Genomic DNA, 13259 nt, shown 5'->3' on the forward strand with positions numbered 1-13259 from the left:
TTATGACTGTTGAGACTCAAACTTCGACTGCAGAAGGTCAAGCAACGAATAATGCCTTTACGCTTACCATTGATGACAATCAAATTGCTTGGTTAGCAGTGGATGTGCCGAATGAAAAAATGAACACCCTACAAGCGGCATTCGCTGAACAAATGCAGGGCATCTTTAAGCAACTTGAGCAAAAGAAATCTGACATCAAGGGTATGGTCATTCATTCCTTGAAGCCTGATAACTTTATAGCGGGCGCAGATGTGCGTATGTTGGATGCTTGCCAATCCGCTCAAGAAGCTGAATCATTGGGTAAGCAAGGGCAGGAGATGTTTAATCAGCTGTCTGCGCTGCCGTTTACCGTTGTTGCAGCCATTCATGGGCCTTGCCTTGGTGGTGGTTTAGAGCTAGCGCTTGCGTGTGATTACCGTGTATGCAGTGATGATAATGCCACTCGTCTTGGTTTACCTGAAGTTCAACTTGGCTTATTACCTGGTTCTGGTGGGACGCAACGTCTACCGCGTTTAATTGGTTTGCTTGATAGCTTAGATATGATTTTAACTGGCAAGCAGGTTCGTGCTAAAAAAGCATTAAAGTTAGGATTAGCTGATGCTTGTGTACCACAGACCATTTTATTGCAAGCAGCGCAAGAGTTTATCTCTAAATCGAAACGTAAAAATAAGCCTGATGTAAAAGAAAAATTGATGGCAAACACAGGTTTTGGTCGCAAAGTGATTTTTGACCAAGCCTCTAAAAAAGCCAACCACAAAAGCCGTGGTAATTATCCTGCGATTAAAGCTATTTTGGATGTGATCCAACATGGCTTAGAAAAAGGAATGACTCAAGGTTTAGAAAAAGAAGCACAAGAATTTGGTAAGTTGGTGATGACACCTGAATCGCGTGCTTTACGTTCTATTTTCTTTGCAACCACAGAAATGAAAAAAGATTTTGGCACTGACGCGAAACCGAAAGACATAATAAGTGTGGGTGTGCTAGGTGGTGGGTTAATGGGGGCGGGAATTGGGTACGTTTCTGCAACTAAGGCAAATGTTCCGGTTCGCATTAAAGATGTTTCAAACGACGGTATTTTGCATGCTATGAACTATAGCTACAAATTGCTGAGTAAATTGGCTCAACGCCGCGCAATTACCCAAGCTCAATTACAAAAACAAATGCAGTCTATTTCTGGTGGAACGGACTTTACCGGTTTCTCGCAAAAAGACATGGTTATTGAAGCGGTATTTGAAGACTTAAGCTTGAAGCAAACTATGGTTCGTGATGTTCAAACTCATGCTAAAGAGGGGGTTATTTTCGCCACTAATACCTCATCATTACCGATTGCGAAAATAGCGAAAGGCGCAATAAATCCTGAGAATGTGATCGGTCTACATTATTTTAGCCCTGTCGATAAAATGCCGCTAGTGGAAGTTATCCCACATGAAGGTACTTCGGATGAAGTGATTGCCACGACGGTTAAATTTGCTCGTAAGCAAGGCAAAACCGCAATTGTGGTTAAGGATAAAGCGGGTTTTTATGTCAACCGCATTCTTGCTCCTTACATGAATGAAGCGGCTAAAGTGTTGCTTTCTGGTGAGCCGATTGAACATATTGATGAAGCGCTACTTAATTTCGGTTTCCCTGTTGGGCCAATCGCATTACTAGATGAGGTTGGTGTGGATATCGGTGCGAAAATTACCCCCATTCTAGTGGAAGAGCTAGGTGAGCGTTTTAAAGCGCCAGATGTTTTTGATACGTTATTAAAAGACAACCGTAAAGGGCGTAAAAGTGGCAAAGGCTTTTACACTTATAAAGGTAAAAAGAAAGACGTCGACAAGTCGGTATATCGTTTGTTGAATGTATCGCCAGAATCGATTTTGAGTGAAGAAGTGATTGCGATGCGTTGTGTTTTATTGATGATCAACGAAGCGGTACGTGCGTTAGATGATGGTATTATTGCGAGCCCACGAGACGGTGACATTGGCGCTATCTTTGGTATTGGTTTCCCTCCATTCTTAGGTGGACCATTCCGTTATATTGATCAAATTGGCGCGGCTAAATTGGTTGAAACTATGAATGAATATACGGAGAAATACGGCTCACGATTTGCGCCTTGTGATGGTTTACTGACTCGAGCAGGTACGGGTGATAAGTTTTATCCTTAATAACGGATAAGATATTTATAAACAATTAAAGCCCCGTTATTGCTCCCCTGTTGTTTTCAATGATAGGTTCAATCATGGGGTTTTTTCTTTTACAGGCCCTTGTATAAAGGCCCTTGTATTTTAAGGCTGACTACACATTTGCAATGTATTGTTAGTTGAGGTGGGTGGGGTTTATGAAAGCGCTTGCTCTAAAACCCGTAACCGCTCGTAACTTTGTTGGCTTCCACCAATACGATAATCTTGCTGCCATAAACGAAAGTAGTCTGATTGAATAGGGGTAAGTAAACTTAATAAATGTGTTTTGCTTTCTGGGGGTAATCTACTGACATCACGAGTATTTTGCTGTTGATAATACAAAGCAATATAACTGGCGAGAGTCATGACTTGCACTGACCAAATTAGGTGTTGTTGCAATTGGGTTGAAGGTAGCAATTGCAGTTGTTTAAGATCGACTGCTAATTGTGAAATAGAAAATTTTAACGAATCATCTTCTTTGATCTTAGCTCGTTTAATATGACGCTTCGATAGTTGATCAAATACAAATGGGCCATAAAAAGCACAATTTGGTGTCTCGACTCCTGAGTGTAAATATCGGTTTTGCAACTGAAGCAGTTGAGTGATCAGTGAAGAAGGCTCATCCGGAAGTATTCGAACGAGAGCCTCGTGAGTATGAACAAATTTATGTTCTTGTTCACCCCAAGCCATTGCTGCACCAAAAATATAACCAGAAAGTGGCGCATAAAACGACTGTGCATGCCCCATGTCTCCCCATTCCGACACCATGTAACCTGTTGCGCCATATTTTTTCGCTGAAATAGCTGCGCGACGCATGTGTACTTCGGCAGCCTGACGTCTTCCTATCACTGAAGCAAAGCAATTGGTTGAAACGACTACTTGGAAAGGATAACCATAATGGGCGAGTTGTTGATGCTCTTGGTCGTAAGGATGATTCTCTTCATAGCCCCAATTCAATAACTCTAAGTTTTTAGGTAAATAAGGTAATATTTCTGGGTATTGGAATAACATGTCACTGAATATTTGGCAGGTCATGCCTTGTTGTTTCGCAATAGCAACCACTTGTTGTAGATACTCTAAATAGACTTGCCCTTTGCCTTTTTCTTCACAGGCTTTTTTACTGCCGTTTACCCCTAAATCCATTGTTTCATCGAAATTTATATTCAACGTTTTACTGGTAAAATTGGGCAGTAATTCGTTGAGTAGGTCTTCAATAAAAGCAGGCAAGTCAGAATTAATCGGATTGAGCCCAAAAGATTGCGGGCGAAAGTCACCGCGTTGATCATAAAAGCCTTCTGTTTGTTCTGCTAAATGCTGATAGTCAGAATGACATAGCCATTTTTCCATGTGCCCGAAAGTGGCTTGGTTAGGAATGAGTTCAATGCCTTTTATTTGGCAATAAGCATCAATTCTTTGAATGTCACTCGCGTTATATGGGGAATAGTCTTTCCATACCGTTTCATGTTTTTGATAGGCGAAAGTATGCTCGGTATAAAGTTGGAGTTGGTTATATCTTAATTCTGACCAGATATCGATGAGTTGAAACAAACGCTCAATCGTGGGGATTTTATCTCGGCTTATATCAAGTAATACGCCTCTTTTATCAAAGCTAGGCTCATCTTCTATCAATAAACATGGCATTTGGTGTTGATAACGTTGCTTGATCTGACGTAACGCATAATGGGCATACAACAGGCTTACATCACTATGGTATTCAATGGTGATTTTGTGTTTTTGAATGGTTAAGCGAAAGCCTTGTTCGGCAAGGTTTTGGTTATGTATGTATTTAACCTTAGGGTGATCACAAGTGTGTTGGAGCACCGTAGGAATATTTTCTAGATAGATATCAACGTGGCAAAGATTTACTGGCTCATCAAGTAATAGCTGCTTAGGTAAAGGGAATAGATGTTTGGTAATGCTTTCCATGATGAACCCTACGTTTTGATTGTGGTATCGATTGTAGCAATGTTACCGATAAGCCTAAAGTGCAGAGTTGGGAGGTGGCTCGATTTTATTATCTGATTAACTCGCCCCTTAAACTTTAAGGGACGAGTAATGCTTTTTATCCTAAATCGAGGTTCTTGGGTCTAAGTTGAAATTCATCAATTGAGCCAATTTCCAACCCTGCATTAAGGTCGGGTGCCTCTTGGTGCTCAAGGCCTTTTGAATGCATAATCAAACGATTGGCGGTACGTGGCTTTAAGGTACTGACCACAAAGCGAATCATTTCGGTGCGATCCAGTTTGATGATTTTTTCCACCACAATGTCTCGGTTATTAAATTCTAAATCTTTATTACCAATAGCAACCCAATAACGCTGACCGCGCGCTCGCAGGTTGCTATCTGGTGTCATTATTTGATTGAGTAAACCTTGTTTACTGCTTTGCCATTGCTCTTCTGTGAGTTCTAATAACACTAGATAAAAAGCATTAAGGAATTCATCGACAGAGGTGAGTAACTCACTTGGCGCAGCATTAGGGGATTGAACATATAAAGCCAGACCCGGGTGGCGATTAAGTGGCATATTGCCTGTTCCTACCATATAGCCTAATTGCTGCTTGGTGCGTATCTCATGGAAAAAAGCGGCCGACATTAAGTGGTTGGACAGTGTATACAGCGCAACATTTTCTGGTGAAACTGTGGGGGACTGGTAATACACCACTAATGCCGAATCGGCTTGGTCACAACAAACCTCACGCTGAAATGTACCGCTTTCCCCAAGCATCACTAAAGGCCTTAACGACTCTTCATATTGCTGATCTTGCATATGAAGCGCAGTTTTTAAACTGTCAGCTAAGTGAATTGCGGCTTTTCGGCTCCAATCACCATAAACAAACATTTCAATATGCAATTCGGCTAACATCGCATCAACGAATGAAGGCAGTTCATCCACTTCAATGGATTCTAGAGCTTCAATTAACACAGGGTATGGAGGATTGTTCGGTTGCAGTATCCCTGTCATGGCATTGAATAATTGAGAAACAGGGCGATCTTTTGCCGTATTTCGCCAATTACGCAGCATTTGTTTTTTAATGGAATCAAAACGTGTTTGGTTAAATTCGCGTGAAGCAAAGCGGTGAATAATCACATCTAATAATTGAGCTTGTTTTTGGCTAAAGCCAGATAACATCAACGTGACACCGCCTTGGTGGGCATATACGTTGTAACCCATTCCTGCAATCTCAGCTTGATAGGTTTCTTTCGCCAAAGAGTCCAAGAACATTTCCACACATAAGCGGGTTTTTACAATGGTGCGAGGTGTTGAAACCGCATGAGGGCTATCAATCGCAATAAAAGCGAGTCCTTTGGGTACTCGAAACTCGGTTTCTTGTAAGTGCCATAAACGAAATCCGGGTTTATCTTCAATCAGTTCTGGTAATGTGTTGTCACGCTCTAGTGGTGCAGGATCAAGTTCGTAGCAAATATAAGGATTAGGTTCAGGTAAATGTAATTCACCGCTAATCGGAGGGTGGCTCCAAGCGTGAAGGTCTTCATCACAAATTGGCGTGACACTGTATGGGGTGTTATACCATTTGGCTTGTTTGTCGTAAGTAAGCCCTTTCGCGATTAACATGATTCGCATGTTGTACGGAGTAAAGTGATGCAGAAGTTGGCGCAAGTGGCCCTCATCATAGTGCGTCATCATATAATCACCATAGATGACATCTTCAGGTGAAAAGTTTTGCAGATTGATCACTAAATGGCTAGCCACATCAATGGCACGAGACGCTTCTTGAAAACGGAATGCAGATTCTAAAACGGCTTGTTTTTCTTGGTATCGCCACTCTTCTAACCCTTGCTGGCGTATCAGTTCAATAAATTCAAAAATGCAGCTGACAATGTAGTTAACTTTTTCGATGCCGAGTTTTGTAAGGCTGCAACTGATCGAAAACTCACGGAAATTACTGCCACTGATCCCACCTCCTGCAGTTAATGACGTGATCAGTTCTTCAGATTTTAAATGTTGCAATAAACTGCCTTCACTTTCATCACCTAATAGATGGGCGATATAAGAGAGAGGCTTGGTTTGATAAAACTGGTCCATGCCCGGAAAGTTAAATGTGAGCATTAACTTACGTGAATCTTTTTCTGGCTCAACGTTTACAAATAAGGCGGAATCTTGTTCTCTTAATAGCGGAATATTGATGCTTTTATCTTGTTTATGATTATTTTCAATCGAAGAAAAGTAAGTGGTTGCCGCTTCTTCTAACTGATCTAAAGAATGAGGGCTAATGAGTGTCGCGGTCATCAGGTCGGCAGAGTAATGTTGGCGATAAAATTCAATGATTTCATCTCGAATAGAGGTTGTTGGATTGCCATTATCATCGAAAAGGTCACTTAAAGTTTCATCATTACCAACAGAAAATTTAGCGAAAGGATGCTCGGGATTGACGACTTCTTTATGTACTTGGTATAAACGACGCATGTCATCTTTTAATTTCAAGCGAAACTCAGATTCCACCGCTTGGCGTTCTTTTTCTAATGCTTCTTGATTGAAAAGAGGAGCGATAAAAAATTGGCTGAAGCGATCTAATGCCTCAGCAAAAGACGTTGAAATAATATCAAAGAAAAAACAAGTATGTTCAGTACCCGTCCACGCATTATTCTTTCCACCGTGCTGGCTAATAAATGACTGAAACTCGCCAATGACTGGGTATTTTTCAGTGCCTAAAAACAGCATGTGTTCTAAATAGTGAGCAAGACCTTCTCGATGGTAAGGATCATCAAAATGACCAACTTTTACGGCTAATGCTGCAGCAGATTTTTGCGCATCCTCATCATGCACCAGTAATACTCGCAACCCGTTTGGTAGGGTGATATAGCGATATTGTTTTTTATCATTTGGACTAATGTGCACGGTACACTCCCTTTTTCGATGAGAAATGACCTTGCTGAATTTGAGACAAGAAAGCTCAGCAAGTGGGTCACGTTCAGAAACGTCACCTTGAGGATATTTTGAATATAGCTCAATTATGACTTGGGAATGAATCGCTGCAAATGGTTTCTTTAAGGAATGATGAATAATAGAAAAAATTGTTCTCAGAGTGGGATAAAATCGATGAAAATAGCTTAAGCTTGTCAGGTATATCGCATTTATTTGATAGGAATGTTATTTATGTCGACAATCTCTGGTGGCAACTTGTTATACTAAAGTCGAAGGGTTGTTGACCTTCCGCGATCGAGTTTTAGTTTAGATGGTATGTAAGGTTGATGTTATGCACATTTATATAATGCGTCATGGTGATGCGGAAACGTTTGCCGCTTCGGATGCAGAGCGACCATTAAGCCAAATGGGGCACGATCAGTCTTTGAAAGTGGCACAGCACTGCAAAGAGAACGGGCAAGTTGAATTTGATTTAGTGCTAGTGAGTCCATACTTACGAGCACAACAAACATGGCAGACAATTTCACCAATATTGATGGCTAATCATATTGAGGACTGCGCAGAGATTACACCTTATGGTGATTCTGAATCAGTAGTGGAATATGTTTGTGCTCTTGCGGAAACACAATTTTTGCAAAATATCCTATTAGTATCGCATTTACCTTTGGTGGGGTATTTAACTGCAGACTTTGTAACGGATATACCACCACCTATGTTTCCAACTTCTGGCATGGTGTGTGTGGATTACGATGTAGACACCAGAAAAGGCCAAATAGTTTGGCAAGCTCAGCCATAGAAGTAGGCAACTATAGAAGAATGGAGACGGTCAACTGTCTCCTTTTTTGATCTGGTTTTGACCCAGTGGCGAGCTATTTAATTATTCAGGAATAGAAAGTAATATTAATAAAGCGCCATTACCGCCAAATTCTAATGGTGCTTGGTGATAAGCCATGACATCTGGATGTTGAGCGAGCCAAAGTGGCACTTTTTGTTTGAGGATGTGCTTGCCTATACCGTGCATCACACTAGCACAAGCCACACCTTCTTTTATGCAGTGTGCAATCATTGCGCCTAATTCACGTTTCGCTTCCATTTGAGTCATACCATGCAAGTCTAAAAAGACATCCGGTACGTACACGCCACGGCGTAAACGTTTCAATTCATATTTAGAAACATCACTACGAGCATAGCGAGTCGGACCATCTTCATTGAGTAACGGCACAAATTCATCTGAAAAATAAAACTCATTGTCCTTCGCGTCTCGGAATGTACGACGAATTTCTTTTTGTTGTAAGTTCTTTTTCGGTTGCTGGATTATGGTATCCTGTGACAACTTTTTTACGCCCTTCATTTCTTGTTTAAATAGCGCAAATTCATCATCAAAATTGGTGTCTTTTTCGCACATGATAAGTCCTTATGAATGAGGGCGGTATTGTAACCCTAAGCCTAGCTAAGAAGCGAGTTCCAATATACTCGCCATAGACATGTAGGTTTGGCAGTGTAGCCATGCGGAGGCAAACTTGGATAAAATTTTTATAGATGAAGCAGTATCGGAACTTCATACGCTTCAAGATATGATCCGTTGGACGGTCAGCCGATTTAATGCGGCGGGTTTGTTTTACGGGCATGGTACAGATAACTCTTGGGATGAAGCTGTTCAGCTTATTTTGCCTACGCTTTATCTTCCAATTGATGTGCCACCGCATGTATTAAATTCACGCTTGATCACCAGTGAACGTTTGCGCATTGTGGAGCGTGTGATTAAACGTATTAATGAACGTACTCCTACAGCTTACTTAACCAATAAAGCATGGTTTTGTGGTCTTGAATTCTATGTGGATGAACGCGTACTTGTGCCTCGTTCACCAATTGGAGAGTTGATCCAACAACAATTCCAACCTTGGTTAATTGAAGAGCCAACTCGCATTATGGATTTATGTACTGGCAGTGGTTGTATTGCGATTGCTTGTGCTTATGCGTTTGAAGGTGCAGAAGTTGACGCGGTTGATATCTCACTTGATGCTCTTCAAGTGGCGGAGCGTAATATTCACGATCACGGCTTAGAACAACAAGTCTTCCCGCTGCGTTCAGATTTATTTAATGATATTCCAGAAGACAAATACCATATCATTGTGACCAATCCGCCTTATGTGGATCAAGATGATATGGATAGCTTGCCAGAAGAATTTAAGCATGAGCCTGAGTTAGGTTTAGCGGCGGGATCGGATGGCTTGAAATTAATGCGACGTATTCTTGCTGATGCGCCTGATTATTTAGCCGACAATGGTATTTTGATTTGCGAAGTGGGTAACTCCATGGTGCATGTGATGGATCAGTATCCACATATTCCATTTACTTGGCTTGAATTTGAAAATGGTGGTCATGGGGTATTTTTACTTACTCGTGAGCAACTGATTGAACATGCTGATGAGTTTGCTATTTATAAAAAATAAGACAAACTAAGGTCATGAACATCCGATAAATGCCAACCTTTGATTAGGTTGGCATTTTTTATTTCTGTCTATTCGTCGATTATTTTCAAAAATGGGGTTTACAAGCCCCTGCCTTGACGACACTATTCAATGATGCAATTAAAATGAGCTGTAAAGCGATAAGAATAAGTTAAAGAGGGATTCATGGCAGGGAACAGTATTGGTCAACATTTTCGAGTGACGACATTTGGTGAAAGTCACGGTAAAGCATTAGGTTGTATTATTGATGGTTGTCCTCCAGGTTTGGAGTTGAGTGAAGCCGATCTGCAAAAAGATTTGGATCGCCGTCGCCCGGGAACGTCTCGTTATACCACAGCACGTCGTGAACCGGATGAAGTGGAAATTTTAGGTGGTGTTTTTGAAGGCCAGACCACAGGTACATCTATAGGTTTAACGATTCAAAATACCGATCAGCGTTCAAAAGATTATTCTGAAATAATGGATAAATTCCGCCCAGGCCATGCAGATTACACGTACCATCAAAAATATGGAGTACGTGATTACCGTGGTGGTGGCCGTTCTTCTGCGCGTGAAACCGCGATGCGAGTGGCCGCAGGGGGCATTGCTAAAAAGTACCTAAAGCAAGAATTTGGAATTGAGATCCGTGGTTACTTATCTCAAATGGGCGATGTCACTATTGATAAAGTCGATTGGGATGAGATTGAAAATAACCCATTCTTCTGCCCAGATGTGGATAAAGTTGATGCCCTTGATGAATTGATTCGTGACTTGAAAAAGCAAGGTGATTCTATTGGTGCCAAACTATCGGTTGTCGCAACCAATGTACCAGTTGGTTTAGGTGAGCCTATTTTCGACCGTTTAGATGCGGATATCGCTCATGCTTTAATGGGCATTAACGCGGTAAAAGGCGTTGAAATTGGTGATGGTTTTGCAGTTGCTAACCAAAAGGGCAGTGAGCACCGTGATGAAATGACGCCACAAGGTTTTAAATCGAACCATGCGGGTGGCATTTTAGGTGGGATCTCGTCAGGCCAAGATATTGTGGCAAGCATTGCGCTTAAACCGACATCGAGCATTACCGTTCCGGGTGAAACGATTAACCGCAAAGGCGAAGCCACATCATTGATCACTAAAGGTCGTCATGATCCTTGTGTTGGTATTCGTGCGGTACCGATTGCCGAAGCCATGCTGGCGATTGTACTGATGGATCACTTATTGCGCCATCGTGGACAAAATCATAACGTGCAAACTGAAACGCCGAAGATTTAATTCTTAGTCTCAGATTTGAATAAGAAAGAGCCCACAATCAATGGTTCACATTATTGATTGTGGGCTCTTTTATATTTGAAATTTAACAGTTTAATGCTTTAGTGAACTGGATTCTTCAACGGTTAGCTGAAAGCTCGGCAAACGCCACTTAAACCTTACCGATGCCATGCGCAGTAAATAACCAACCACCAAAGCACTCACTGTTGCGGTTAGATCACTAAAACCAAAGTGTAAAATGGCTAAGTATAAAACCGCCACCACTAATGCAACGGATGCGTATAATTCGTTATGCAATACCAACGGAGCTTGTCGGCAAATCAAATCACGCAGCAGTCCACCAAACACGCCAGTCACAATCGCTGAGACAATGCAGATGCTGTAATGTAGCCCCATATTGATGCCAACTTGGCAGCCAATAATACTAAAGGCGGCAAGACCTAACGCATCTAATCGAATGAATACGCCATGAAATTTAATCACCCATTTTGCAAGTAATGTGGTCACAATGCCGGCGACGCACGTTATTAATAGGTACTCAGGGTGTTGTACCCAAGTTAAAGGGAAGTGGCCGAGCAAAATATCCCTGACACTTCCACCGCCAATCGCTGTAGCGCTGGCGACTAACATCACGCCAAACCAATCCATGTTTTTTCGACCAGCACTTAATGCACCTGTCATGGCCTCCGCCGTAATTCCAATAATATAAATAATGCTTAACAACATGGTGTGCTCACTTAACATTTTTTCTAGAGCAAAATAGAGGGCGGATTGTAGGGATAAAAAATAGAAATGACGAATGAAAATTTTTGTGAAAATGGATGGGGTATTGATTAGAAAAACTAATGGTTGGATTGTGGTTAGCTTCGTTATTATTCATGTTGGCTTTTCTAGCCTTTACCTAAGCGTGAAAAGTAAGGACAATAGCGCCCAATAAACCAATAGTTGTAATGAAATCGAATGAGCTTTGCTGATATAACCCATAAACCAGACGATATTATCTCAATATTTAACCGTACCTTTTTTGATGCGTATAACACCAAATTAGTGCGCGGTAATGATGAGCCTATTTATCTACCCGCTAATGCTGATGTGCCTTACCATCAAGTGATATTTGCGCATGGTTTTTACGCCTCTGCCATGCATGAGATAGCGCATTGGTGCGTCGCGGGTGCGAAGCGCAGATTACTGGAAGATTTTGGGTATTGGTATGAACCGGATGGGCGTACCGAGCAAGTTCAAGCGGAATTTGAAAAGGTAGAGATTCGCCCTCAAGCTTATGAGTGGATTTTATCGGTGAGTGCGGGGCTGCCTTTTTCGGTCAGTTGCGATAATCTCAATGGCGATTTTGAACCGGATCGTTTAGCCTTTATGGCGAAAGTACATCAAGAAGTCGAACAAATCTTACTGCAAGGACTGCCATTGCGAGTTCAGATGCTGTCGGATGCCTTACGTAATTTCTACCAAACACCAGAAATTACCCTAAGCCAATTTATAATTAAGTAACATTAATCGTTAAATAATGAGTAACGGATGATCATTGAATTAGAAGAACAGTTATTAGAAGCCATAGACCTGACAGTCGCAACCGCATCAGATGATGAATTATTTGCTGGTGGTTATTTGCGTGGGCATATTTCGTTGTCTGCCGCTGATTGTGAAGCGGAAGGCATTCAAGAGGTGGCAATATTTAAGCAACGCATTCAAGCCAGTTTAGATGCAGCGCGTAATGAGTTAACTCCTGCTGATCAGGTTATTGTTGCTGATATGTGGCAATCTCTTGCGGCTCAGATTTAATATCTAATAGACTTGTTCTAATTTTTCGAACAAGTCTATTAGATTGCTTGGCTGTTCGACTCAAAAGAATAGAGTATTGTTATCTCAGTTACTTACCTATTCATTGTTTACGGAGTCATTATGAAAATTATCGCATTCGGCGCAAGCTCAAGTTTCAGTTCAATAAATAAAGCATTAGCCACTTATACTGCCAACTTAGTTGAAGGGGCTGAGGTTGAAGTGCTCGATTTGAATGATTTTCCGGTTCCGATGTTTAGTGAAGATACGGAAAAAGAAGTGGGTCGACCTGCAGGCGCACAAGCCTTTTTTGATAAGATTGAAAGCGCTGATGCATACGTGATTTCTTTTGCGGAGCATAATGGCACTTATACTGCTTATTACAAAAACTTGTTCGATTGGGCATCACGTATCAATCAGCAAATGTTTGCTCACAAACCCGTCGTGTACTTGTCAACGAGCCCAGGTCCTGGTGGTGCGAAGAGCGTATTAGCTCAAGCGGTTGGTTCAGCTGCATTTTTCCATGCGGATCTTAAAGCATCGCTTTCAGTACCAAGTTTTTATGATGTGTTTGATATGGAAAAAGGCGAAGTCACAGATTCTGCGATTGCTGAACAATTAGCTAAAGCTGCTGCAGCGTTACATGCTTAGTTTTTGCTGAACGGTTTAAAGTGAATATCAAATTAAAAACGGGAT

11 protein-coding genes are annotated in these 13259 nt (G+C 41.5%); 7 read left to right on the forward strand and 4 right to left on the reverse strand.

All coding sequences use genetic code 11. The annotated features are described in order from the left end of the window. The first annotated feature begins 2 nt into the window (after positions 1 to 2). Entirely contained in the window at positions 3 to 2150 is a 2148-nt protein-coding gene (fadJ, locus tag A1QC_RS12090; protein ID WP_017025799.1) for a fatty acid oxidation complex subunit alpha FadJ, read from the forward strand. A gap of 171 nt (positions 2151 to 2321) precedes the next feature. Here fadJ and A1QC_RS12095 read toward each other — a convergent pair whose 3' ends face one another. Both A1QC_RS12095 and A1QC_RS12100 read right to left on the reverse strand, forming a co-directional pair. After that, a complete protein-coding gene (locus A1QC_RS12095) occupies positions 2322 to 4091 on the reverse strand; it encodes a family 20 glycosylhydrolase (protein ID WP_017025800.1) in 1770 nt (589 codons plus the stop codon). Positions 4092 to 4227: 136 nt separating this feature from the next. Further along, positions 4228 to 7023 (reverse strand): insulinase family protein, encoded by a 2796-nt coding sequence (locus A1QC_RS12100; RefSeq protein ID WP_017025801.1) that lies wholly within the window; start codon positions 7021 to 7023, stop codon positions 4228 to 4230. 358 nt (positions 7024 to 7381) lie between these two features. Between A1QC_RS12100 and sixA the strand changes: the two genes are divergently transcribed. Further along, positions 7382 to 7846 carry a phosphohistidine phosphatase SixA gene (sixA, locus tag A1QC_RS12105; RefSeq protein WP_017025802.1) on the forward strand — a complete coding sequence of 155 codons (465 nt, stop codon included), beginning with the start codon at positions 7382 to 7384 and terminating at the stop codon, positions 7844 to 7846. An 81-nt stretch (positions 7847 to 7927) separates the two neighbouring features. Here sixA and smrB read toward each other — a convergent pair whose 3' ends face one another. Then, entirely contained in the window at positions 7928 to 8455 is a 528-nt protein-coding gene (smrB, locus tag A1QC_RS12110) for an endonuclease SmrB (protein WP_017025803.1), read from the reverse strand. A gap of 115 nt (positions 8456 to 8570) precedes the next feature. Between smrB and prmB the strand changes: the two genes are divergently transcribed. Both prmB and aroC read left to right on the forward strand, forming a co-directional pair. Continuing rightward, on the forward strand, positions 8571 to 9503 hold the full coding sequence (gene prmB, locus A1QC_RS12115) for a 50S ribosomal protein L3 N(5)-glutamine methyltransferase (RefSeq protein ID WP_017025804.1): 933 nt from the start codon (positions 8571 to 8573) through the stop codon (positions 9501 to 9503). A 183-nt stretch (positions 9504 to 9686) separates the two neighbouring features. Beyond that, positions 9687 to 10772, forward strand: coding sequence for a chorismate synthase (gene aroC / locus A1QC_RS12120; RefSeq protein WP_017025805.1), 1086 nt, complete (start codon positions 9687 to 9689; stop codon positions 10770 to 10772). Between the two features lie 90 nt (positions 10773 to 10862). On the opposite strand, the gene A1QC_RS12125 is transcribed toward aroC, so the two are convergent. Further along, positions 10863 to 11495 (reverse strand): trimeric intracellular cation channel family protein, encoded by a 633-nt coding sequence (locus tag A1QC_RS12125; RefSeq protein WP_026025908.1) that lies wholly within the window; start codon positions 11493 to 11495, stop codon positions 10863 to 10865. Between the two features lie 234 nt (positions 11496 to 11729). Here A1QC_RS12125 and A1QC_RS12130 point away from each other — a divergent pair, with 234 nt between their 5' ends. From A1QC_RS12130 to A1QC_RS12140, 3 genes are all read left to right on the forward strand, one after another. Beyond that, complete coding sequence (locus A1QC_RS12130) at positions 11730 to 12275, forward strand: elongation factor P hydroxylase (RefSeq protein WP_017025808.1); 546 nt, start codon at positions 11730 to 11732, stop codon at positions 12273 to 12275. Positions 12276 to 12302: 27 nt separating this feature from the next. Then, positions 12303 to 12566 (forward strand): YfcL family protein, encoded by a 264-nt coding sequence (locus tag A1QC_RS12135; RefSeq protein ID WP_017025809.1) that lies wholly within the window; start codon positions 12303 to 12305, stop codon positions 12564 to 12566. A 120-nt stretch (positions 12567 to 12686) separates the two neighbouring features. Beyond that, the gene (locus tag A1QC_RS12140; RefSeq protein WP_017025810.1) at positions 12687 to 13214 is read left to right on the forward strand and encodes an NADPH-dependent FMN reductase; all 528 of its coding nucleotides are present in this window, start codon (positions 12687 to 12689) and stop codon (positions 13212 to 13214) included. The last annotated feature ends 45 nt before the right edge of the window (positions 13215 to 13259 follow it).

Source organism: Vibrio rumoiensis 1S-45, assembly GCF_000286955.2.
GTDB lineage: Bacteria > Pseudomonadota > Gammaproteobacteria > Enterobacterales > Vibrionaceae > Vibrio > Vibrio rumoiensis_A.